This window comes from Mesorhizobium sp. RSR380A, from assembly GCF_054719385.1.
The window spans coordinates 2,815,200-2,839,598 of the sequence record NZ_JBTTIB010000001.1 but is presented as its reverse complement, the minus strand read 5'-3'; the positions used below and the strand labels follow the sequence as shown (position 1 = coordinate 2,839,598).

17 protein-coding genes are annotated in these 24,399 nt (G+C 62.2%); 12 read left to right on the top strand and 5 right to left on the bottom strand.

Features of this window, described 5'->3' with window-relative positions; all coding sequences use genetic code 11:
• Position 1 precedes the first annotated feature (1 nt).
• Together ACYG9Z_RS13725 and ACYG9Z_RS13720 are read right to left on the bottom strand one after the other, a co-directional pair.
• A complete protein-coding gene (locus ACYG9Z_RS13725; protein ID WP_023672142.1) occupies positions 2-760 on the bottom strand; it encodes a polysaccharide deacetylase family protein in 759 nt (252 codons plus the stop codon).
• Positions 757-1,845, bottom strand: a complete 1,089-nt coding sequence (locus ACYG9Z_RS13720) for a glycosyltransferase family 4 protein (RefSeq protein ID WP_023752847.1) — start codon at positions 1,843-1,845, stop codon at positions 757-759. Before ACYG9Z_RS13720 ends, ACYG9Z_RS13725 begins: the two co-directional genes overlap by 4 nt.
• Positions 1,846-1,919: 74 nt before the next feature.
• Here ACYG9Z_RS13720 and ACYG9Z_RS13715 point away from each other — a divergent pair, with 74 nt between their 5' ends.
• The 7 genes from ACYG9Z_RS13715 (at position 1,920) to ACYG9Z_RS13685 (ending at position 11,553) form a co-directional block, all read left to right on the top strand.
• Positions 1,920-3,098, top strand: coding sequence for a DUF3095 domain-containing protein (locus ACYG9Z_RS13715; protein ID WP_031196755.1), 1,179 nt, complete (start codon positions 1,920-1,922; stop codon positions 3,096-3,098).
• A gap of 303 nt (positions 3,099-3,401) precedes the next feature.
• Complete coding sequence (locus ACYG9Z_RS13710; protein WP_023672139.1) at positions 3,402-4,742, top strand: adenylate/guanylate cyclase domain-containing protein; 1,341 nt, start codon at positions 3,402-3,404, stop codon at positions 4,740-4,742.
• A 151-nt stretch (positions 4,743-4,893) separates the two neighbouring features.
• Entirely contained in the window at positions 4,894-6,789 is a 1,896-nt protein-coding gene (locus tag ACYG9Z_RS13705; protein WP_023726702.1) for an ABC transporter ATP-binding protein, read from the top strand.
• Positions 6,786-8,684, top strand: coding sequence for an ABC transporter substrate-binding protein (locus tag ACYG9Z_RS13700; RefSeq protein WP_023692891.1), 1,899 nt, complete (start codon positions 6,786-6,788; stop codon positions 8,682-8,684). The genes ACYG9Z_RS13705 and ACYG9Z_RS13700 overlap by 4 nt, the downstream gene beginning before the upstream one ends.
• Before the next feature lie 2 nt (positions 8,685-8,686).
• Positions 8,687-9,685, top strand: coding sequence for an ABC transporter permease (locus ACYG9Z_RS13695; protein ID WP_023672136.1), 999 nt, complete (start codon positions 8,687-8,689; stop codon positions 9,683-9,685).
• Positions 9,682-10,863: an ABC transporter permease gene (locus ACYG9Z_RS13690; RefSeq protein WP_023702557.1), complete on the top strand. Its 1,182-nt coding sequence runs from the start codon at positions 9,682-9,684 to the stop codon at positions 10,861-10,863. Before ACYG9Z_RS13695 ends, ACYG9Z_RS13690 begins: the two co-directional genes overlap by 4 nt.
• Before the next feature lie 210 nt (positions 10,864-11,073).
• Complete coding sequence (locus ACYG9Z_RS13685; protein WP_023726700.1) at positions 11,074-11,553, top strand: class I SAM-dependent methyltransferase; 480 nt, start codon at positions 11,074-11,076, stop codon at positions 11,551-11,553.
• Positions 11,554-11,568: 15 nt separating this feature from the next.
• Here the strand turns inward: ACYG9Z_RS13685 and ACYG9Z_RS13680 are convergent, their stop codons facing one another.
• A complete protein-coding gene (locus ACYG9Z_RS13680) occupies positions 11,569-12,984 on the bottom strand; it encodes an adenylate/guanylate cyclase domain-containing protein (RefSeq protein ID WP_023747413.1) in 1,416 nt (471 codons plus the stop codon).
• A 300-nt stretch (positions 12,985-13,284) separates the two neighbouring features.
• On the opposite strand from ACYG9Z_RS13680, the gene ACYG9Z_RS13675 reads away from it, so the two are divergent.
• The 3 genes from ACYG9Z_RS13675 to ACYG9Z_RS13665 all read left to right on the top strand — a co-directional run bounded on the left by ACYG9Z_RS13675 (position 13,285) and on the right by ACYG9Z_RS13665 (position 16,138).
• Positions 13,285-14,106, top strand: coding sequence for a hypothetical protein (locus ACYG9Z_RS13675; RefSeq protein ID WP_023752848.1), 822 nt, complete (start codon positions 13,285-13,287; stop codon positions 14,104-14,106).
• A gap of 137 nt (positions 14,107-14,243) precedes the next feature.
• Positions 14,244-14,765 (top strand): GNAT family N-acetyltransferase, encoded by a 522-nt coding sequence (locus tag ACYG9Z_RS13670; protein ID WP_023685080.1) that lies wholly within the window; start codon positions 14,244-14,246, stop codon positions 14,763-14,765.
• Positions 14,765-16,138, top strand: a complete 1,374-nt coding sequence (locus ACYG9Z_RS13665) for a hypothetical protein (protein WP_031244223.1) — start codon at positions 14,765-14,767, stop codon at positions 16,136-16,138. The genes ACYG9Z_RS13670 and ACYG9Z_RS13665 overlap by 1 nt, the downstream gene beginning before the upstream one ends.
• 20 nt (positions 16,139-16,158) lie before the next feature.
• Here ACYG9Z_RS13665 and ACYG9Z_RS13660 read toward each other — a convergent pair whose 3' ends face one another.
• Complete coding sequence (locus ACYG9Z_RS13660) at positions 16,159-17,922, bottom strand: adenylate/guanylate cyclase domain-containing protein (protein WP_023752850.1); 1,764 nt, start codon at positions 17,920-17,922, stop codon at positions 16,159-16,161.
• Between the two features lie 289 nt (positions 17,923-18,211).
• On the opposite strand from ACYG9Z_RS13660, the gene ACYG9Z_RS13655 reads away from it, so the two are divergent.
• Positions 18,212-21,496 (top strand): adenylate/guanylate cyclase domain-containing protein, encoded by a 3,285-nt coding sequence (locus ACYG9Z_RS13655; protein ID WP_023685083.1) that lies wholly within the window; start codon positions 18,212-18,214, stop codon positions 21,494-21,496.
• A gap of 19 nt (positions 21,497-21,515) precedes the next feature.
• Positions 21,516-22,196 carry a redoxin domain-containing protein gene (locus tag ACYG9Z_RS13650; RefSeq protein ID WP_023672127.1) on the top strand — a complete coding sequence of 227 codons (681 nt, stop codon included), beginning with the start codon at positions 21,516-21,518 and terminating at the stop codon, positions 22,194-22,196.
• A 20-nt stretch (positions 22,197-22,216) separates the two neighbouring features.
• Here the strand turns inward: ACYG9Z_RS13650 and ACYG9Z_RS13645 are convergent, their stop codons facing one another.
• Positions 22,217-24,244: an SAM-dependent methyltransferase gene (locus tag ACYG9Z_RS13645; RefSeq protein WP_245259965.1), complete on the bottom strand. Its 2,028-nt coding sequence runs from the start codon at positions 24,242-24,244 to the stop codon at positions 22,217-22,219.
• Positions 24,245-24,399 lie beyond the last annotated feature (155 nt).

Genomic DNA, 24,399 nt, shown 5'->3' with positions numbered 1-24,399 from the left:
GCTATTTTCCGGCGCTGCGTTCTGTCAGTGTGCTGATCGGAAGCCATGCGCAGCCTTCTGCCCGCGCGGTGATCGTGAACAGCCGTTCGAGGAAAAGCCAGGCCGATTCATCATGGACGAGATGGTGGGTGAGCAGGCCGACCGGTTCGCCGCCGCCGAATGCACGCTGCAATTGCGCGACGATGGCCTGAACCAACAGACCATGATCGCGGCAGCCGCGCGTGCCATGCCAATCCATGATGTCGACATTGCTGTTGATGACCGCCAGGGAAGCCGGCCTTGGCGGCCCGAACACCGACAATGCCGCAAATCCTATCGATCGGAGGTCGGGTACCAGGCCGGCGTCGATCCGGTTCCAGGGCGGCACCAGCATCGGAACCGCACGTGCGCCGTGCAGGCCGCTTACACGCGACAGCCCGCCGGCCAGCTCATCCAGCACCACCTCGCGTGGCCGATGCGCGCCAAGCTCCTGCTTTTTTTGACCCTCGGGCGCATGATTTCGGTGCGCCCAGCCATGAATGGCGACCGTGGCATGCGGCGCCGCGTCAAGCCGGACGACAAGCGTCCCGTCGGTCCGGGCCGGAATGACGGCCAGAGTGACCGGCACCCCGAAGTCACCGGTGAGGTCGAGCAACCGATCGAGCGCCGGCGTCGGATCCACGGCGTCATCGTCGCGCAGCCAGAACTCTGCCTTGCGGCCCGCCCGTTGCCGGTGCGCCAGCTCGTCCACCAGGGGCTGCCAAATCGGGTCGGATGTCATGACAACGGGATCATCTTGAGAAGTTCCGCCAGACGGGCCTTTGCAGCACCGAGAGAGCGTTCTTCGAGAACGAAACGTCTGGCCTCTGCAGCCACGATGGTTCTTTCGTCATTGTTGGCCAGAAGCCTTGCAATTGCGGAAGCGAACGCCGCTACATCGCCTGGCGGGGTGAGAAACCCGGTCTGGCCATGCCGCACGACCTCCGGCACGCCGGCAATGTCCTGAGCCACCACCGGAAGGCCGGCGGCCTGTGCTTCAAGATAGGCAATGCCATAGGCCTCGCCGTAACCCGGCCAGACGTAGATTCCCCCGCGATAGAGGACATCCGGCACGGCGACCGGCTCAATAGCGCCAAGCCATTCGATACGGTCGGCGGGCAAGCCGGCGAATTGCGCCTTTACCTCGTCACGGGCAGGTCCGTCCCCGACGACCGACAGCGTCCAGGGGAGATGGCCGATCAACCCGAGCGCCTGCGCCAGCATGCGATAGCTCAAGACCTTGTCGCCCGGGCGCATCATGGCGACGGTCACGAGGCGCGTCGGATAATCCAGTACCGGCATTTCGTGGAATGCCGATGTGTCGATGAAGGGTGAAAGCATACCGAGAGCGGCGTGGGGAACAGCATCCGCCAGCCCCTGGCGATCCCTTTGCGTGAAGCAGATGTTCAGCGCCGCCTGCTCGATGGCTCGCGCCACCAATGCCTGGCTATCGGCCCACGAACCGGCGTTGCGCCGTTCGGAATAGGAGGCTTCGGCCGTCACATAGGGGATGGCAAAGGCCAACGCCAGCTCGGGCCCGATCAGGTCGGGCGCCTTGTAGTAGGGATGATAGGAGAACCAGAGATCGGGCTTGCCGTCACGGTCCCAAAGCCTTGTCAGTCGCGCGGCTTCGTCCCGGGCCTCGATCATGAGCGCATCGAAACTTTTCGGTTCCGGCTGGCGTAGATAGAAGCGCAACTCCGATGCCAGTTCGACGCTATGCCCGCCATGCTGCAGCGCCTGGACCAGCATCCGTGCCATCTGGCGGTCGCCGGAGACAACGGGATGATTGGGCGACTTCAGCGGGGCGTAGAAGGCAATTCGCATCGCGCGATCCTATCATCGCAAAGCCTGCCCAAGTCAATTTCGAGGCATGATCGACTTCACCTTCAAGCGCTGGAATGTGCTATCTGATGCTTATGGAAACAGCTGTCGCGTCCGACCCGTTCGTCGCTTCTTTGCCGGTCTTCGCAAAGTTCGAAAGCGTTGCCGATATCGACAACTATCGGCCTCTCCCCGATGGCTGGGCGCTGGCCACCGCCGACATCGTCGGCTCGACCAAGGCGATCGAGGCCGGGCGCTACAAAACCGTCAATATGGCCGGCGCCAGCGTCATTTCGGCGCTGCTCAATGCACTGGGCCGGCAAGATCTTCCCTTCGTCTTCGGCGGCGACGGCGCGCTCGTGGCGTTTCCCGGCTCGGCGCTGGAGATCGCCCGTAACGCGCTGGCTTCTGTCCAGAGATGGGTGGCGGACGAACTGGACCTGACCTTGCGTGCCGCAATCGTGCCGATAAAGGACATAAGAGCGCAAGGCCTCGACGTTCGCGTGGCGAGGTTCCAGGCCTCCGAAGCAGCCTTCTATGCCATGTTCGCCGGCGGCGGCGGCAGTTGGGCGGAAGCCGAAATGAAAGCCGGGCGCTACCGCGTCGACCCCGCCCCGGCCGGCGCGCGGCCGGATCTGACCGGCCTCTCCTGCCGCTGGAACCCGATCGAAGCCCGGCATGGCGAAATTGTCTCGATCATAGCCGTGCCGGGGGCATCGCGCGACTTGCGTGGTTTCCAGTTTCTGGCTTCCGACATCATCGCCCTTGCCGGCAGGCAGGAGCGCGATGGCCACCCGGTGCCGGTGGACGGTCCGGCCTACAGCCTCCTGCCCGCCGGCCTCGATGTCGAGGCACGGGCCACGGCGCCGCCAGGGCGGCGGTGGCTGGCCAAGCTGTGGGTGATCTTCCTGATGACGCTTACGGCCGTCACCGACAAATTGGGCTGGACGATCGGCGGTTTCGATCCGAAGGTCTACAAGCGCGAGGTGGCCAGCAATTCGGATTTCCGCAAGTTCGACGACGGCTTGAAGATGACCATCGACGTCGACGCGGATGTGTTGCAGCGGATCGAGAACCGGCTGAAACAAGCGGAAGAGGCCGGCATCTGCAACTATGGCCTGCACCGCCAGAAGTCGGCCTTGATGACATGCCTCGTCATCTCGCCGCTGCAGCGCGATCATGTTCACTTCATCGATGGCGCCGCCGGCGGCTATGCAATGGCTGCCGCAAGCCTGAAGGCGAAGGCGCCGGTCTGATGACGGCTTGGGGAATCGATTTTCCGCAATGCGCCGCGGCCATGGTTCTTGGGACCCGGCGAGCCCAACGGGGCCTGAGCCGACCAATTATTTGCGCGATGTCAGGATCGGGATTGCACTTCGCCGGCAGCCTCGCCACATAGTGTTGCAGGTGATTTGTGCGGTCGACGTCTGCTTGCTTCCTGCAAGGACAGTCATTCGGGATATTCTTCGCCGTCTTCTGCCCCCGAAGCCGGCTTCATTGACTTCGAGAATTTTGCGGATCAAAGGAGATGGCTCGTCTTCGACGGGTTTCGAGATAGCATGAGCACAGCGCAAGCAGAAATTTCCAACATTCTCATGGATAAGGTTGCCGATTGGCTGACCCAGTCGGCGCTGGCGGGCGACGACCTGGAAACATTGGTCAAGGGTTTTTGTGAACGGCTGGCTGCTGCCGGCCTGCCGCTGAAGCGGGTGCATTTGAGCTTTTCGATGCTGCATCCGCTTTATGACGCTCTCGGTTTCACCTGGATTCGCGGCCAAGGCCTGGAAGTGGAAGGCTTCCGGAGTGAGAACGGCGTCCATTCCGACAGATTCCTGACCAGCCCATACTACCATCTGCTCAGCAACAAGCTCGATCATCTGCGGCGCCGGCTCGACCCGTCGGTGCGGTCGGAGTTTCCTGTTTTCGATGAGCTCAGGCTTATGGGCGTCACCGATTACATGGCTTTCGTCCATCCCTTCAACGGCGATACAAGTCAGGGCATGTTGGGGTCCTGGTCCACCGACAGTGCTTCAGGCTTCAGCGACAGCATGATTTCGGCGCTGCTGCGGATCCAGAACCATCTCGCTATAGCAAGCAAGATGGCGGTGCTCACCAAGCTCGCCGACAACATGATGACCACGTATCTCGGCGGTGACGCCGGCAGGCGCGTGCTGGACGGCCAGATCAAGCGCGGCGAGGGCGACACAATCCGGGCCGCGCTGGTGATGGGCGATATGCGCGGGTCGACAAGGCTCGCCGAAACCTCCGGCCGCGAAGTCTATATCGATACGCTGAACCAGTTTTTCGATGCCATCGCAGCACCTTTCAATCGCAAAGGCGGGCAGATCATGAGTTTCCTGGGGGATGGATTCATTGCCGTCTACCCCTGCGAAAGGCACCGGGCGCAGTCAGAGATCGCCTGCCAGGCTGCTCTTGCGGCTGCGCACAAGGCCAGCATGCGCATGATGGAGCTCAATCTGCGCAGAAAAGAGCAAGGACTGGGCGATATAAAATTTGGTATCGGCCTGCATGTCGGCAATGTGATGTTCGGCAATGTCGGGCTTACCGACCGACTCACATTCTCGGTCTTCGGCTCGGCTGTAAACGAGGTCCAGCGTCTCCAGACCCTGACCAAGAAATATCCGCACAGCGTTCTCGCCAGCAAGGACTTCGCCGGTTATTGCGGGGCCAACAGCTGGCTGACGCTCGGCGAGGAGGAACTGGCGGGCAGCAAGCAGAAGCTGACGGTGCTTTCACCCGATCTGTCGGGTGCTCTCGCACTCGATGAAGACGCTGCGCTGCAGCCGTTTCACGATCGGATATCGGACGCCGAGCAGGTCATGCTACTTCATCGCGATGCCGCGCGGCTGTCGGCGGGCGACCGGAGGAAGCTCCAGTAGTCACCACCATCCGATCTGGACGCCCTGGTATGCTGTCCGGCCGCCGGTCGCCGGGGAATTCGTTTCGAATCCAAGTTGCTCTGCGCTGACAATGCGCTAGTCTTGCTTTTTGGGGCCGGTCGGGAGGCGCCAGATTGGGGCTGGTGTGGGAATGGATGCAGGCGTTGATCTGCTGCGGATCGAGGATGTTGGCATCTCTTTTGCCATTGTCGGGGGACCGTTGCATGCCGTCAGGCGGGCAAATCTTCGCGTCCTGCCCGGCAAGGTCACCGCGCTTGTCGGTGAGTCCGGTTCCGGAAAATCGGTTCTCAGCCAGGCCGTGATGGGCATCTTGCCGAACACGGCCCATGTTCGCGGCCGTATCCTGTTTTCCGATCCCAAAAAGCCCGGCACGACGCAGGATATCCTGCAGATGCCGCGAGACGGACCCGAAATCCGGGCGTTGAGAGGCAGCCGCATCGGCAAGATCTTTCAGGAGCCGATGACATCGCTGTCGCCGCTGCACACGATCGGCAACCAGGTCAGCGAATCCCTGCAGATTCATACGCACATGGACCGGACGGAGCGCAAGGCACGGACCGAGGAAATGCTCGGCCTCGTCGGGTTTCCCAATCCCAAGCACGCCTACGACATGTATCCGTTCGAACTTTCGGGAGGATTGCGGCAACGCGCCATGATCGCCATGGCGCTTATCTGCCGGCCCGCTCTGTTGATCGCCGATGAGCCGACAACGGCGTTGGACGTCACCATCCAGGCGCAAATCCTGCAATTGCTTCGTGGACTCCAGACCAAGCTCAACATGGCAATGCTGCTGATCACACACGACCTCGGCGTGGTTGCCAATGTCGCCGACGAGGTGGTGGTCATGTACCATGGCGAGATCATGGAAGCGGGCCCTGTGGAGGCAATATTCCGCCGGCCAGGCCACCCTTACCTGAAGGGCCTGATGGCAGCCGTCCCGCATTTCGACCTGAAACCTGGCGAAAGGCTGAAGGCGCTCCGCGAGGTGCCGGTGAATGTCGGGACCCTGCTGGGCAAGCAGACGGCGCCGGAAGCGAAGGGGCCGGACGACATTCTGCTGTCGGTCAGGGATCTGAAAAAGGTCTACACCATCCGCAACTCCGGATGGTTCGGCGGGAGCCATCAGACCTCAGTTCGCGCCGTGGACGGCGTCAGCTTCGACATCAGGCGAGGTGAGTGCCTGGGCCTGGTTGGCGAAAGCGGCTGCGGCAAAACCACCGTCAGCAAGATCCTGATGCGGGCCGTCACCCCTACCGGCGGCTCCGTGATCTTCAACGGCCGCGACGGACCGATCGACGTCCTGGAAGCCGAGGGAGACGCCCTGCGCTTGCTGCGGGCGAAACTCCAGATGGTTTTCCAGGATCCGGTCTCGTCGCTCTCGCCTCGCATGACCGTGGAAAACATCTTGAGCGAGCCGCTGGAAATCCATCAACGTGGCAATGCCGCGTCCCGGCTAGCCACAGTCAAGAGCCTGATGCAGGCAATCGGGCTCGATCCGCGCTTCATCCAGCGTTATCCCCACAGCTTCTCCGGCGGGCAGCGTCAGCGTATCGGCATTGCGCGCGCCTTGGCGCTGGGGCCTGAACTGCTGATCTGCGACGAGCCGGTTTCGGCGCTCGATGTCTCCGTGCAGGCGCAGATCCTGAACCTTCTGAAGGACCTGCAGAAGGAACTGGGCCTGACCTACCTGTTCATATCCCACAATCTCGCGGTGGTGGACTACATGGCGGACCGCATCGCGGTGATGTGCGGCGGGCGTATCGTCGAGCTTGCACCGCGCGAAATTCTGCTCAGGAAACCGATCCACCCCTACACGCGCTCGCTGCTCGCCGCAGTCCCCTTCCCCGATCTCGACCGGCCGATGGATTTCAAGACGCTGAAGCTCGGCGGCGCTTCCGACACCAGCGCATGGGGCCCGCAATTCCGCGACGAGGGCGAAGAGGATATGCTGTCGCCGCTCGATCTCGGCGGCGGCCATCTCGTGCTGGCCCGACGTTCGGCCGATGTCAGCGAGTTACGCCATTGATCAGCCGCCGCACTGTCCTTGGTCTCATGGCTTCGGCATTTCTGCCGGGCACGGCGCGCGCCGGCGATCTGGAGCCGGATTTTCTTCAGCCGCAGCTGAAAGCCAGGGCTCTGCCGCCACTCGCGGAGCGCCTGCCCAAAAGCCCGCGCGCGTTGAACCTCGCGGCGATGGGCCGGCAGCCCGGCCAGTATGGCGGCACGCTGCGTACGATCATCGGCAGCCAGAAAGATATCCGGATGATGACGATCTACGGGTATTCCCGGCTGGTCGGCTATGACGAAAAGCTTAACTTTCAGGCCGACATTCTCGAAAGTTTCGACGTAAAGGATGATCGCGTCTTCACGTTCAAGATTCGTGAAGGCCATAAATGGTCAGACGGCAGCCTGCTGACGCCGGAGGATTTTCGTTATTGCTGGGAAGATGTCTGGCTGAACGATGAGCTTTCGCAAGGGGGGCTCGCCCCTGCCCTGCTGGCGGACGGCAAGCCGCCACGTTTCGAGATCGTCGATCCGTTGACGGTGCGCTACAGTTGGGACGCGCCCAATCCCGACTTCCTGCCCAAACTTGCCGCTGCTTCGCCGACACCGCTTGTTTTGCCAGCCGCCTATCTCAAGCAGTTCCACAAGAAATATCAGGATCCATTCCGGCTCGCCGGCCTGATGAAGGAGAACCGGACCGCAAAATGGACGCTGCTGCACATCCGCATGTCGCGGCAGTATCGCCCGGAGAACCCGGATCTGCCGACACTCGACCCCTGGCAGAACCGGACCAAGCCGCCGGCCGAGCAGTTCATCTTCGAGCGCAACCCGTTCTTTCATCGAACAGACGAGAACGGCCGGCAACTGCCCTATGTCGACCGGATCATCATGAATGTCAGCTCGTCGGCGATCATCTCCGCCAAGACCGGTGCGGGCGAGAGCGACCTGCAATGCATGGGAATCGACTTCAGCGATTACTCCTTCCTGAAGGACGCGGAGAAGCGCTACCCGGTGAAGATGCATCTGTGGAAACGCACACAGGGTTCGCGGCTGGCGCTCATGCCCAATCTGAATTGTGCCGACCCGGTGTGGCGTGGCCTTTTGCGTGACGTGCGCGTGCGCCGCGCACTTTCGCTCGCTGTGGACCGGCGCGAGATCAACATGGCCGTCTTCTACGGATTGGCGCAGGAAAGCGCCGATACGGTCTTGCCGGAGAGCCCGCTCTACCGGCCGGAATTCGCGAAAGCCTGGGTCGCCCACGATCCCGACCAGGCCAATGCACTGCTTGACGAGGTCGGGCTTCAGGCCCGTGACGATGACGGCCTGCGGCTACTTCCCGATGGACGCCCGGCGCAGATCATCGTGGAAACGGCCGGCGAAAGCACGCTGGAAACCGATGCGCTCGAACTCATCACCGATCACTGGCGCAAGATAGGCATCGCTTTGTTCATCCGGACTTCGCAGCGCGACATCTTCCGCAGCCGCGCGCTTGGTGGCCAGATCCTGATGTCGATGTCGTCGGGCATCGACAATGGCGTGCCGACCGCCGACATGAATCCATACCAGCTGGCCCCCACCATCGACGACCAGCTGCAATGGCCGCTCTGGGGCGCTTACTATCTGTCGCATGGCAAGATGGGTGAGGCGCCCGATGTTCCTGAAGTGGTCGAGTTGATGGCTTTGCTCAAGCGCTGGAACGGATCGACCCAATCCAGCGAGCGCGCCGAAATCTGGAACTCGATGCTGTCGATCTACACCGATCAGGTGTTCTCTATCGGTACGGTGAACGAAACACTTCAGCCGATTCTGGTATCCTCGCGGCTGCGCAACCTGCCTGACAAAGCACTCTACGGCTACGACCCGACCTCCTATTTCGGTGTCTACATGCCGGACACATTCTGGCTTGGAGGCTCCTGAGCGTGCTTCGATATCTTGTCTGGCGCATCGCCGTGATGGTTCCAACGCTGCTGGTCATATCGGCGCTTGTGTTCACCATCATCGAACTTCCGCCGGGCGACTATTTCGACAGCTATGTCGCCGAGCTTCGGGCCCAGGGCGAAGCGGTGGATTCCGACCGCATCCAGATGATGCGCAAGGAATATGGTTTCGACCAGCCGCCGGTCATTCGCTACTTCTACTGGGTGGGCGGGATGCTGCACGGCGATTTCGGCTATTCCTTCGAATATGAGCTGCCGGTTCGCGACGTCGTCGGCGACCGAATGTGGCTGACCGTGCTGGTTTCCTTCGTCACGATCATCTTCACCTGGCTCATCGCCTTTCCGATAGGCATGTACTCCGCCACGCATCAATACAGCTGGGGCGACTACGGCCTGACTTTCTTCGGCCTTCTCGGCCTTGCCATTCCGAATTTCATGCTGGCGCTGATCCTGATGTATTTCGCCAACATCTGGTTCGGCACGTCCATCGGCCACCTCATGGACCAGCAATATCTCGGCGAGCCGATGAGCTGGGCCAAGGCGAAGTCGATCCTCGCCCATCTCTGGATCCCGGTCTTGATCATCGGCACCGGCGGCACGGCGAGCATGATCCGGCGGCTGCGCGCCAATCTGCTCGACGAACTGCACAAGCAATATGTCGTTACGGCGCGCGCCAAGGGCCTGCATCCGTTCAAGGCGCTGGTCAAATATCCGCTGCGCATGGCGCTCAATTTCTTCATTTCCGACATCGGCTCGATCCTGCCGGCCATCATCTCCGGCGCTGAGATCACGGCTATCGTTTTGTCTTTGGAAACGACCGGGCCGATGCTGATCAAGGCGCTGCAAAGCCAGGATATGTATCTGGCAGGGTCATTCCTGATGTTCCTTGCCTTCCTGACGGTTATCGGCGTGCTGATTTCCGACCTGGCGCTGGCGCTGCTTGATCCACGAATTCGTTTGCAGGGTGGCAGCACCAAATGAAGCAGGACTCGCCGCTGCCCGCTCCGGGTGCTCCACTGCAACACTACATTTCCGGCGCGCCCTTCGACCTGCAGTCGGTCGAGGCGATGACGCCGGAGCAATCGAAGGTCTTTCAGGCATCGCAGTTGCGGCTGATGTGGTGGAAATTCCGCAAACACCGGCTTGCGCTTATATCCGGCATATTCCTGGCAGTGCTGTATTCCGGGATACTTATCTGCGAGTTCCTGGCGCCCTACAATCTGCACTCGCGCAACATGGACTACATCTATGCGCCGCCGCAGCACGTGCACCTGTTCCACAATGGCGAGTTCGTCGGGCCGTTCGTCTATGGCCGCCAGATGACGCTGGATATGGACACGCTCAAGCGGAACTACATCGAGAACCATGACGACGTTCAGCGGCTCCGTTTCTTCTGCCAGGGCGACACTTATCGGTTCTGGGGCCTGATCGAAGGTGACAGGCATTTTGTCTGTCCTGCCGAAAACGGGCAACTGTTTCTGGCCGGCACCGACAGGCTGGGGCGCGACGTGCTCTCGCGCATGATCTATGGCGCACGCATTTCACTGACTATCGGCCTCGTCGGCATCAGTTTCAGCTTCCTGCTCGGCATCGTCATCGGCGGACTGGCCGGCTATCACGGCGGTATCTTCGACCTGATCGTCCAACGGATAATCGAAGTCCTGCAATCGATTCCCAGCATTCCGCTATGGCTGGCCCTGGCGGCGATCATGCCGATAACCTGGAGTCCGATCCTGATCTATTTCGGCATCACCGTCATCCTCGGGCTGCTCGACTGGACCGGACTGGCGCGCGCCGTGCGTTCAAAGCTTCTGGCCTTGCGCGAGGAGGATTACGTTCTGGCGGCGCAATTGATGGGCGCCGGAAGCAGCCGCATCATCAGGCGGCATCTCATTCCCGGCTTCATGTCGCATCTGATCGCGACGGCGACGCTCTCCATCCCTGGCATGATCCTGGGCGAAACGGCGCTGAGCTTCCTCGGGCTCGGCCTGAGAGCGCCGATCACCAGCTGGGGCATCCTGCTCACCGAGGCGCGCAGCGTCAGCGTGATCGCGTTCTATCCATGGCTGCTTTTGCCGATGCTGCCCGTCATCCTCGTCATCATGGCGTTCAACTTCCTCGGCGACGGCTTGCGGGACGCCGCGGACCCCTACAAGTGAGATCGCCATTCCGCCACGCATAGTGCCGCCGACGCCACCCGGAATGTCGCTTGCCGGCCTCCTGTACGGTTGTTGCACTGTTTATTGTCCGCCCCTATATGTGCCGACTCGCAATCGAGCTTAGCGCGTCAGCTTCGGGATTCACCCGTGAACAATTCTTGTCGCGGGCGTTACCGATCTCTTGATCTGGTTCAGGACACACAATCGCATATGAGTCGCCTCGATAATTTCATCAGCAGGATGACCGCGCAGCGCGACATTCTCAATCGAATCTGCCCCGAGGTGGCGAAGATGGAGGGGCTTGTGCTTGAGCTCGGCCTCGGCAATGGCCGGACATTCCACCATCTGCGCGAGCTTCTGCCCGGGCGCCGGATCGTGGTGTTCGACCGCGAAGTTGGCGCGCACACTAGCTCAATTCCCGAAGCTGAAAACCTCGTGCTCGGCGAAATACGCGAGACGGGCCGCAAGTTCATTGGCATCGAAGCCGCCCTTGTTCATGCCGACATTGGCACCGGCTATGACGATCGCGATGCAGTGACCGCTACCTGGCTTCCCGATCTGATTGCGAGCCTGCTTCGCGTCGGCGGCTTCGCGGTCAGTGGCACGCCGCTCGATCACCCGCTGCTGCAACAGCTCCCGGCGCCCACTTCGGAGCCCGCCGACCGTTATTTCCTCTGCAAGCGCGTGTGAGCGGTAGAGAACTCTTCAGGGGATCGTATAAACCGCAATCTCCCGCTCGATGCCGCGCAGCGAGACCTCGTGCGGCACGGGCGTCAGCGCGTTCCTGTGCAACAAATCGGCAGTGAGATTGTCGTCGACCACCGCACGCGTGGCGAAGATCGCCTGTGCGTTGGCGAGGTTCTGGACCCGCGAAGCAATGTTGACCGTCTGGCCGAAATAATCCTGCCGCTCGTTCATGGACACGGCTATGCAGGGGCCGGCATGAACACCGATCTTGAGCAGAAGGTCCTCGCGCCCGCTTTTGTCATTGAGCGCCCGCATGGCGTCGCGCATCCGCAGCGCCGCGGCAACCGCACGGTCAGGCGTCGCGAAGGTCGCCATCACCGCGTCGCCGATCGTCTTCACAACCGCGCCTGCCTCCGCCGCGACGATCTCGTGCAGAACCTGGAAATGCTCGCGCACGAGATCGAAGGCTGAAAGATCGCCCACCCGCTCGTAAAGCTCGGTCGATCCGCGCAGATCGGTGAACAGGAAGGTCAGGCTGGTGATCTTCAGGCGCTGGTTGATGTCGAGCGTATCCGTGCGATAGAGATCCCGGAACGTCTGGTTGGTGAGCAGGCGCTTGGCGGTCACGAAGGGCCGGCGCTTGCCCAGGAAATCATGCAATACCGGGCAGGCGATGAAGACCGTCGGCAGCACGCGCGTGTCGGTCCTGTTTTCCAGCGAAATGCGCAATGGGCCGGGTTGCATCTCCAGCGTCTGGCTCTGGACATGGTCGCGGTCGAAGGCCAGAGAGAGGTTTCGCCGCTCTTTTGCCGGTTCGCCCTTCGCGTCGATGAACTGGGCCGAATGCGTGACCGGCTCGAAGACGATGATAAATTGGGGCGGAAGCTGGATGTGCAGAACCGCCTTTTCACCGGGCGCTAGCTCGATATCTTCCAGCGAGAACGCTTCCATCTTTTCCGCCAGATCCTCGTCCGGCAGATCGGCCCCGGACGCCCAGTAGATCTGGCGGTAATATTCCACCAACGGCAGTTCGTGTGGATTGTGGGCGGCAATCCTGCGCACACGGGGACTGACGGTGAATGTCACCTCGACCATCTCGTCGAGTGTCGGCGAATAGCCCTGGGAGCACAGCGCGCAGGTGTATTCGTCCTTCTGCATGGTTTTCAGCGTGGCGTTGGTGTCGAGCACGCCGCCACAGCCGGGGCACAGAACATTCCAGGAAATGTCGAAGATGCCCACCCGCGCCGCATGGAGAAAGGCGCTTATGGTGCGTTCCTCGTCGAGGCCATGCTTGCTGGCGAAGGCCAGCGCATTGATGCGGCAAAGTTCGCGGTCCTTGCCCTCGGCGATGGTTTGCCGGATTGCGTCGATTGCCTGCGGATCGACATCGGTCGATTGCCGCAGAAGCGAGAACAGATCCTGAGCTTCGGTCATCGTGCAGGCTCCGGAAATTGCGCCGCTAGAGCATGATGCCGAAAAGTGTGAAGCGGTTTTCGGACGACATCATCCTCTATTTCCTGATTTAGAGGCGGATTCAGATTTCAGGTCGGACAGACCTGAAATCATCCGGCTCTAGGCGTGTTGGCCGGACCGATCTTCGACCCGAACGCTCCATCATACTGCGAAATGAACCGTACGGCCATTCGAATGGACAAGCCTGGTGACAGGTCAATTTCCATTTGTTGAATTCCAAACTATGATAGCCCATGGGGCATTCATCTCTGGGGTTTCTCCATGCCGACACGCGACAACCCGCCATTTCCGGCGGCCCTGCGCCTTTTCTCGGCGGGGGTCATCATCGTCCTGATCGTCGGGGCCGGCCTGTTTTTCGCGCCTGCGCTGGTCAAGCCGCGCTGGCCCTGGGCCGTCACGCCGTTCAATGCCCGCTTCCTCGGCGGCTTCTACACCGCCGAAATGGCAGTGATGGCGGCGCTGCTGGTCTGGAATCGCTGGTCGCCCGGCAGGCTCGTGCTGGTCATGGCCTTCATCTTCACCGTCATCGTGTCGGCGGCTTCGTTCATCAATCTCGGTTATTTCAACTTCGAGCGCAAAGCCCCCTGGCTATGGTTTCTGGTCTATCTTGCGTCGGCCGCTGTATCCGCGCTGTTCCTGTGGCGGGCAAGGGCCCGCCCTTCTGCAAAAGGCGTGATCTTGAACCCCGCATGGCGCGCCTACCTACCGGCGGAAATGGCAGTCCTGGGGCTCTACGGCGTCGGCCTGTTGCTGTTTCCCCTGACATTCGGTGGCTTCTGGCCATGGCCGATCGATGCTTTTCACGCCCAGGTCTACAGCGCCATCTTCCTCGCCGGCGCCGGCGGCACCTATCTCGTCTGGAGAAGTGCACCGCGTGAGGAATTGCTGGTGCTCGGCCTGGCGCAGTTTCTGGTTGGCCTACTTGCTGTTCTTGGCCTCTTCATCACCGACGCTGCCGTGCACCGGATCGACTGGACGGCGGCCGGGACATTGTGCTGGCTCGCCCTTTTCGGCTGGATCGGCATCAGCGGTATCCTCAAACTCTGCGCCGCCCCCCGGCATTTTGCCGCGCAATCGGCATAGGTCGCAGAGACGGCTGGATTTTCAGGTGACGTCCGGTGCATCGTGCCGGGCATATTGCCTCTGTCGCTTTGTTCTGACGCAATTCCGGACGGAAAACCGCTCACACTTTTCCTGAAATTGCGTTAGGCGGGAAAGCCATGACCAGCACGACCTCCTTATCCGAGAAAATCCAGCCGCAGCTCCGGGCCGTCCGGCCAAGCGATGCCGAGGCGCTGTGCGCTATCTTCAATATGCCGGGGTTCCGCTGGGGCACGCTCAGGATGCCGTTCGAGATGGTGGAGCAGGTGGAGCGGCGCATCGCCAAGTCCGGCCCGGAAACCACCTGGATCGTTGCGGAGCTGGACGGCAAGGTTGTCGGCCATGGCAGCCTGGTCGCGCAGGGTTCGCCGCGCCGCTCGCATATCGGCGAGATCAATATCGGCCTTGACGATGGCTTTGTCGGCAGAGGCATCGGCTCTGCCATCCTTGGCGCGCTGCTTGACGTGGCCGACAACTGGCGCGCCCTGAAGCGGGTCGAGTTGACTGTCTATGCCGACAACGAACCGGCCATCCGTCTCTACACAAGCCACGGCTTCGAGGTCGAGGGACGGCATGTGAAGGCCGGTTTTACCGACGGGCAGTACCACGACCTCCTGAGCATGGCCCGGCTGCGGTTCTGATGACCACCGTCCCTGCCCTTGCCCCTCCGGTGGACATTTTGGCTGTGCTGTCGCTGCTCTGCCCGGAGGTCGTGCGTGACATCGAGCAGAACTGGAATGCGCCGGTTTCCGATTATGCCCGCCATCTGTGGCGGCCGGTGGCAAGGCCTGCATCGGCCCTGTCGATCGCTGCCCGCTCGATCCTGCGCGACGTCCTGCAGCAGCGCCTCGGTGCGATCATGCAGCCCGAAGCGATCGACAAGGCCCTCGACGAATTCGACCACAGACCGGTTATCCAGTCCGGCCTGCACTGCCTGCTTCTGATGGATCGCATCACCTTCGATGCCCTGCTGCTTGCCTGGCTCGGCGCGGTCGAAAACGGGCTGTCGGCTTTTTTCGGCTTCATGGGAACGACCATGACCATGGAGACAACCGGCCGGGAGGGGCCGGGATGGCTGGATGTCGGCGACGACAAGGTCAATTTGTTTGGCATGGGCCGCCACAAACTGTGCCGCAAAAGCGCCTGCGCGGCCGGTCCCGTCGCCCTCAACGGGCGCGCGCTCGAAACGGTGGGCAATGAGACGGATGCCAGAAGCTGGCTGGGCACGCTGCTTGCCAGCCAGGACAAGGTATTTGCAACAGCCGCCGATGCGCTGACAGAACTCAACGAGCATCTGGTCGCCGATTGGGATCGTTCCGGCATGGCTCGGCCGGTTTTCGTCGATGATAGGCTGGCCGCGACTGTCGTTTCGCGGCATCTGGAAGATGAAGGCAGCCTTCTTTCCAGGCTGCTCCTCGAGCCCGCAAGGCGCCGGCGTCTCGACCATGCCTTGCAAGAAGCCGCATCGGGCCTATTTGGCAGGTTCCTGCCCAATGCCACGGCCTATTTCTGGGGCATCCGCGAGCAGCGCGTGCGCAAGCTCGTCCTCGAGAACGGGCGGCTGATCGAGCCTGACAGGCCGCATGGTCTTTCCATCCCGTTCGAGCGGCCGCATCTTCAGCAGGCACTGCTGGACGGCATGCTTTTGCCGGACTTGTTCCTGATGTTCCTCGCCCTTGCCATATTGCCGCGCGTGCGGGTCGTGGGCGGCCTGAGACAGATTGGCTATGTCGCGCTTTTCCACTCGATCCTGCTGGCTGCGCTGGATGAAAACGCGCCAGAAGAGCGCGATCTGGCCGCCGAGTTGCAGGTTCGGGAAAATGCCTGGGGCATGCGGGTCATCGATGAAAAGATCTCGGTCCGCGAGCAGCTTGCCGGCCTGCCGGAAGGGGCGCTCTTCCCGGACCTGCTGCGGCAATACCGGTTGCGGACATTTGCCGAGACGACCGACGACCTGAAACCGGTTCGCGAAAACGCCCGATGGCGCAAGATCGGCCGGGCCTCAGGCCTCTGATCCGGCCGGGCTTTAGCCTGTCATTGCACCACGCCGGCCTTGCGGAGCCCCTCGACCATCAGTTCGAAATCGGCAGGGTTCTTGTAAGGCAAGACCTTGCGACGATGTTCCAGCGAATAGGCGGGATTAACGCGAAGCAGGTCCTGCCATGCCGCATGGGCCTGCTCCAAACGGCCCAGATGGCCGTAGGTGGCGGCCAGAAGCGCACGCGAGAGGTCGGTGACAGCGTTGCGAGCCAGCCGTTGCAGCAAGAGGTCGACGGCCTCTTCGTACCTTCCCAGTTGAAACGATGCCAAAGCCTGGAAGTGCAGAAGCACATCCGGGAAGTATGGATTCAAGGTCTTTCCCCGGGCGAAACTCTCTAGCGCCTCCGCGGATCTACCCGAATAATACAGCGCCTCGCCGCGGGCGACGTGCGCTTCGGCGAAGTTCGGATTGAGAGCTATCGCGCGCTCGACCTCGCCGATGGCTTCATCGTGCCGCCGTGTGTAAAGCTTGGCCGATGCCAGCGCCCAGTGCGCCCAGGGATCGCTGTCATCCAGCGTTACCGCTCGCGTTGCTGCCTCTTCCGCTTGCGCCATCGAGTCCGACGCACCCCACCTGTTGAGGTAATCGAGCCCGTGCGTGAGGGCTAGGAAAGCGTGGGCAGAGGCAAATTTCGGGTCCAGTTCGATGGCCCGCTGCAAGAGCTCGCGGGCCGCGACGTTCGTGTCCTTCGTCAGCCGGTGCCACAGCTCCCGGCCCCGCAGGAAACAGTCATACGCCTCCGGATTGCGCTGGTGTTCGGGCGCCAGCCGCAGACGGTCATCGTCGGTCAGATTGAGCGCCAGCGCACCGACGATGTGCTGCGTCACGTCATCCTGCACGGCGAATATGTCGGTCAGATCGCGATCGAACCGCTCCGCCCAAAGATGGCCGCCTGAAATTGCATCGATGAGCTGCGCGGTGATGCGTACCTTGTTCCCCGACTTGCGTACGCTGCCTTCAAGGACATAGCGCACGCCGAGCTTCGTGCCGACATCCTGCACATGGACGTTCTGGCCCTTGAAGATGAAGGACGAATTGCGAGCGATGACGAAGAGCTGTGACAGTTTGGACAGCGCCGTGATGATGTCTTCGGAGATGCCGTCGGCGAAGTAGTCCTGTTCGGCATCACCGCTCATATTGGCGAACGGCAGCACGGCGATCGACAGTTTCGGCGGCGCTGCCGCAGCCGGAGGGCTCGTCGGGGTTTGCGAGGTCGCGGCCACCTTGGCCCCGGCGCCGACTTGCAGCGAATACACCCGGATCGGCTCGGCGATGTTCTTGAGCTGTGTGCTGCCGAGATCGCTGACCGAGAGGTCAAGCCTGGCCTTGACCTGGCGATAGGCATCCTCGGACAGGCAGATGGCGCCGGGCGCCGCAACGCCCTCCAGACGCGAGGCGATGTTGACGCCGTCACCCATCAGGTCGCCATCGCTCTCTTCGACCACGTCGCCCAGATGGATGCCTATCCTGAACTCGATGCGGCGCTCCTGCGGTACGCCGGCATTGCGCTCAACCATACCGTTTTGAATCTCAACGGCGCAGCGCACGGCATCGACCACACTGCGAAACTCAACCAGCGCCCCATCTCCGGTACGCTTGATAACCCGCCCGTGGTGCACTGCAATGATCGGATCGATCAGGTCGCTGCGCAGTGCCCGCAACCGCGCCAAGGTACGATCTTCGTCCGCGCTCGCGAGCCGGCTGTATCCGACCACATCTGCAGCCAGGATTGCGGCCAGCTTACGGTTCTCGCTCATGGGTCGCCTCCTCATCTCCATCATAGCAGGAAGACGGCGGGACGAGGGAATTTTCGCAAATCACGGCCACGCAGCCGCCCGTATCGGCAGTGCTCCACCGCCAACCCAGACCGATGCCCATTTGTGCTGCCGCTTGCCGGTTGACGACTATCGGTTCATCCTTGTGAATACCCCGGCCGTGACGAGCGTGGCGAGATCACGGGTCATGGCCCAAGGTCAAAGAGATAGAGCATGATGTCGTCCGAAAACCGCTTCACACTCTTCGGCATCATGCTCTGGTGAGGTGTCCATGAACTGCTCGGGCTGCGGTTTCGAGATCGAGGGCGGTTACGCCTTCTGTCCGAAGTGTGGCCGCCGCCAGCCCGTGCCATGCGCCAGTTGCGGCTACGCCTGCGCACCTGATTTCGAGTTCTGTCCTAAATGTGGGGCAAGCGTCGGTGCGTCCGCAAAAGCTGCCGAACGGCCTGCTCCGACACCAAGCCGCACCATTGCGCAGCCCTCTCGAGCTCCGTCGCCGAACATCGAAAGCGAAGAGGGGCCGCATTCCGTCTCCGACGCCGATCGACGAACGGTAACGGTGCTGTTCGCCGATCTCTGCGGCTTCACGACACTCAGCGAGCAGCTCGACCCCGAGGTCATGCAGGCGCTGCAGAACGAACTGTTCAAGGAATTGACGGCGGCCGTGCAAGGCTTTGGTGGTTTCGTCGACAAATTCATCGGCGACGCTCTGCTCGCCTTGTTCGGTGCGCCGGTCGCGCATGAGGACGATCCGGAACGTGCGCTTCGAGCCGCTCTCGACATGATCGCCCGGACGGCGCGGCTCGGTGAAAGCACCCGCCACTCCGGCTCGCCGCTGCTGCTCCACATAGGCATAAACACGGGTCCGGTCGTTACTGGCGGATTGGGCATCGGCACCGCCAAATCTTATTCGGTGACCGGCGACACGGTGAATACGGCGCAACGCCTGCAATCGCTGGCTGCACCGGGTGAGGTGCTGGTGGGCGAACTCACGCACAGGCTGACCCGGCATGCCTTCTCGTACGAGTCGCTGGGCGATGTCGTGTTTCGCGGCAAGGCTGGCAGTGTGCTCGTCCACCGACTGGATGCACCGCTTGCGGCGCCGCGTGCAGCGCGCGGGCTCGAGGCGCTCGGCCTCAGTGCGCCCATAATAGGTCGTGATGCGGAGCTCAACAGAATGCTGGCGAGCCTTGACTTGGCGTGCGGCGGCTCGGCCCAGCTTGTCCGCATCGTCGGCGAAGCCGGTATCGGGAAGTCGCGGTTGGTGAAGGAGTTCGTCGCCCGCGTCGGCGACGAGGATCGTTTTCGCAACGTCGCCGTGCGGCAGGCCACGTGCTCACCGCTGGGTGAACAATCATTTGGCGCCCTGGGTGCAGTGGTGCGCAGCGCTGCCGGGATGATGCAAAACGACAATGGGGACGAAATGCGGGGCAAGCTCGCAGCCTTGCTTGCCGATCTCGGCCTGCAGGGCGAGGAGGCGAAGCGGCTGATGCCTTTGCTCTACCATGTGCTTGGCCTCGGCGACCCCGATGCCACCTTGCAGCATGTCGAGCCCGAGCAGCTGCGGCGGCAAATTCTCTACGCGGTCCGCACAATCATGGAATGGCGGCTTGCGTTGTCGCCGCTGTTGATTGTCGTCGAAGACCTGCACTGGGCCGACTCCGTCTCGCTCGAGGCACTGCGTTTCGTGATGGACAGACTGGAACGCACGCGGCTGATGTTGCTGGTCACGAATCGTCCGGCGTCGGACAACGACCAACTCGACTCAAGTCGGGTCAGCCACACAGCGCTCAGGCTTTCGCCGCTCGACAGCGATGACGGACGCCGCCTGGTGGCGGCGCTTTTCGGCGAGAGCTGGGTAAACGCCGCAGGAGGGCTTCTCGACCAGATCCTCGAGCGCGCGGGCGGCAACCCGCTTTTCTTGGAGGAGATCGTTCGCGGCCTTATCGATCGCGGTGTATTGGTGCGCGATGGCCAGCAATGGCGGACCGTGGCAGGCGAAGTCGCAACCGGCATCCCCGCCACGATCCAGGCAATGTTGCTTGCTCGCGTCGACCGGCTGCCGCAAGAGGTGCGCCGGTTGGCCCAGGAAGCCGCGGTAATCGGCCCGCGCTTCGATGCCACGCTTCTGAAAGCCGTGGCAGCCGACCCCGGCCGACTGGAAGCGGGCTGCGAACTGCTTTGCGATGCGGAAATCATCGAGGAAGTTGCCGGATCAGGCTCGGTCTCGTCGCAAAGCTACCGCTTTACGCAAACATTGCTGCAGGACGTGATCTACCAGAATCTGCTCCTGCAACGCCGGACCGACATCCACCGCCGGGTAGGTGCCGCCCTGGAGCAACTGTGCGGCGACAAGCCGGAACGGTTCGAGGATCTGGCCGTGCTCGGTCATCATTTCGCTCAGAGCGCCGAGCGGGAGAGGGGCGCGCATTACCTGCAGGCGGCGGGAGATCGCGCTCGCATGATATACGCCAATGACGACGCCCTTCGTTTCTACGAGCGAGCACTGACTGCGTTGGGCGCGATCGGGCAAACACCGCTCAAACTGGCAATTGCAGAGCGCATTGCCGATTTGAGCGGCCCGGCAGGCCGCCGCGAGATTGCACACCGCCACTACGAGGCGGTGCTGCAGGCCTATCGCGAGTCAGCCGATCGTGTCGCGGCGGCGCGCGTTTTGCGCAAGATCGGTCGGCTGTTTTGGGACGTGGGCAAGCGGGACGACGCGGAATCGCGCTACGCTGAAGCGGCAGCGCTCCTCGATGGAGCGGATGCCCCGATCGAGCAGGCGCATCTCTGGCAAGAACGTGGCCGACAGGCGTTCCGCAGCGGAGATCACACTCTCGCGGCAAAATGGGCAGACGCGGCGCTGGATTGCGTACGCTCTCTGACAACGGAACATGTCTCCGATGATGCCACCCTCGTGACCGCCGAGGCACTTAATACCAAGGCTGTTGCGCTGGCTCGCCTTGGGCGAAACCATGAAGCCGTGCGTGAGGTTGAGCGCAGCATTGAATTGGCCGAAGCCGCCGGTCTGCTGGGCGCGGCCTGCCGCGGCTACACCAATCTCGGGGTGCTCTACACGACCATCGATCCGGCGAAGGCGATGGAGGTCTGTCGGCGCGGTCTTGAAGTGGCGCGCCGTATTGGCGATTTGGGTTTCCAGGCGCGCCTCCTCGCCAATCTGGCGGTAGCTTGTTGTACTTTCACGGATCGCTGTCCAACGGAGGGCGTGCCTGCTGCCGAGAAGGCCATCGAGATTGACCGGGCGCTCGACCAGCGCGAGCACCTGCCAGTGCCGTTGATCGTGCTTGGGCAGATCCACCAGTGCAACGGCCATCCGGAACTGGCGATCGGCTTGTTCCACGAAGCACTGGAGGTAGCCCGCGAAACGGGCGAGCCCCAACTGCTGTTTCCGTGCTATGATGGACTCGCAACGCTTAATCTCGACCTCGACAATCTGGCCGAGGCCGAACGCTACTTTTCCCTGGCGCAGGGTATATGCGCCCAGCACGGGCTCGACCCGGAAGCGCTTGTGGTGCTGCCTTTTCTCGACTAGCCGGGATAGGGGGTTGGACATGTCCGCGCCTAGTGGATTGATACCGCTTCAACCGGGCGACCGGGCGCCGAACCTGATACTCGACGCCATTACCCAGGAAGGCAAGATTGCGCTTGACGACTTTCGCGGGCAAAAACCGGTGCTGGTCGGCCTGTTTCGAGGTCTGCATTGTGCGTTTTGCCGGCGCCACATCGCCGCTCAGGCGCGTCTCGATCCGGAGCTGCGCGAAAAGGGCGTGGAGAGCCTGACGGTGGTCAACACGCCGATCGAACGGGCGCGGCTCTATTTCCGCTACCATCCAATGCCGAACCTGCTTGCGGCGTCGGACCCGGAACGCGCTTCACATCGTGCTTTTGGACTGCCCAATCTCGAATTCACCGAGAACGAGACGAACTGGCCGTACAAGGTCGCGATGGCAGCGGCACAGGACATGCGGGTCGACATACCTGGCGAATTGCCCGGTCCCATGGATCCGATGACAGCCGCCGCAATCCTCGACAAGAAGGACCACTACGAACTGACCGAAGCCGACGAGCAGATGATGGCCACGGGACACGGACAACTGGTTGGTCAGTTCCTGCTGGACCGGCAGGGGATCGTCCGCTGGAGCTTCACGGAGGTCCCGGAGGGTGGGCGATACATGTTTGGCGCCCCAAACCCGAAGGAGCTGATGTCAGCCGTGTCGCAAGTCGCCCAATAATGAACTGACAAGTTCACCGTTTATCCGAGCACGGCCTCGACAGTGGCGACAAAGTCATCGAGCGAGCGGTCGCCGCGAATCTCGATGCGCGGAAGGTCGATGAGATCGCTATGGAGGTCCGCCGGCCCGTGCCTGCGGCCGAAGCCTACTCGATAGCCGCACTCCCTAGCCAGCCGGCCAAGCCGTCGGTCGGTGACGGAGAAGGGGGCCGCGAACGCCCTGGTTGGCCGGCCGGTCCAGCGTTCGATGAACAGACGAGAGCGCAGGAGCTCGGCGGCCAGGTCAGCGCTCGACAGACCATCTATGGCGCGATGCGTCGCCATGTGGCTGCCGAAGAAGGCGCCTTCGGCAGCGAGGCGTCGCACCGTCCCGGCGCCCATAAGCGGCGTCGGCGGACCGATGTCGGTGTCCCACTTTGCACTTTCGCCCACCAGGTCCGTCACCAGGAACACTTCCGCGTTCAGGTCGTTGGCGCGCAAGATCGGCCAGGCATGGTCGGCGAAGTTCTGGAAGCCGTCATCGAAAGTGATGAGCACCGGGCGGCCGACGAAAGGCTGACGGTTGGCGATGGATGCTTCCAGCTGCTCGGAGCCAATGGCGTGAAAGCCATTGGCGCGCAGCCATCCCATCTGGCTGGCGAATGCGGCGGGCGTGAGCCGAAAGCGAGCGAGCGCGGCCGGACCTTCATCGGCAACGCCGTGATACATGAGGACAGGGATATGCTGGCGCTGCTCGTTACGTGCGACGTCGCGGCGCAAGGCTCGCGCCCCACCCCAGACGATATTTCGCGCGACGCCGATTTCGATGGGCGCGCGGATCGGCACATGATCGATCACCGGGTCCGTCGCCACATCGCCCGGCGATAGGCGGCGGAAGCGGTCTATGCGGTAGAGCTCGGTCTGGATCGATTGCTCGAGCACCAGGCCTTCGGTCGCTGCCAGCGTCTCGGAGATCGCCTGGGCACCGAATGTGTTCCAGTCGAAGCCCGTCTTTTCGACATTGTCACGCAGCACGAATGCGTGTGCGCTGATGAAACTACCGCCAGGCGCCAACGCCTCGGCAAATTTCTTGGCGATGCGCCGCAACTCGGCGAGATCGTCCAGATAGTAGAGCACCTCCGAACAGAAGATCAGATCCATCTCACCCGGCAGCGTGTCGGCAGCGAAATCGAGTACGCCGAACTCGACATTCGCCTGATTGTTGCATCGGGCGCGGGCTCGCTCGATGGCTATGGCGGAGATGTCGGTTGCGGTCAGATGGCCCACGCGCGGCGCCAGCTGCCGCGTGAAATGGCCCTCCGCACAGGCCAGCTCAAGCGCCCGGCCGATGGGACCGGCAGGCAGGATCTCGATCTGCCGCTCATATTTTTCCTGCTCATAGAGCGAGCTGTAGTTCCAGGGATCCTCGGTCGCGAAATAGCTGTTCCAGAACGCCGTGCGATCCTTGTCGTGCTTGTCCGCGACCCGTGCGCGGCGCGGCGTAACAGGCTCTGACGGTTCAGCGCTCGACCGAACCAGGTCATGCGCCTGTGCGGCCAATTGCGCGAGTTTGCCGAAGTGGCTGTCCTGATCGGGCTCGCTTCCCGCCATGGCAAACGATACCTCGGCTGCAGGCGTGTTTGACGTGGTCGCGCCGGCGCCCTTTTGCGGTGCAGGCGATCCTCCCGCAAGCCGCTCAGCAGGCACTACATCCAGGATCAATTCAATCCAATGATCGCTCGTCACCGTCCCGAGTGCACCGAACTGCACGAGAGCCTCGATCCGGCCATCCAGCATCAGATGGGCATAGATCTGATCGATGCCTTCCGGCAGTTCGGTCGCGGTCGGATTGCGAGCGTCGACGCGAATTCCGAGCGTTCGCGCCAGCCTGCGCGGCGTGGCAAGATCGTCGGGTTCGAGAAGCATTTGCTCAAGCTGGTACTGGACGCGGCGAGCCGCTGCGGGATTGTCCCAGATCTTGCCGAGTTCGATGATCAACGCGGTGGTTGCGCTGCCGAACCTCGCCCATCCGGCAGCCAATTGCGCCGGCACCGACAGGCTTCCTGCCATGAGGCCATCGAAGATTACCTTGGCAATCTCATGCGCCCACTTGCGTCCCGCCGGGAGTGCGCGCAGGGGCTGCGGGTCGATCAAGCGCGAGCCTGAGCCGCATTCGGACGCGGCGTTCCGCAACGCCAGCCAAGCAAGCGCTTCAGATGCGGTGC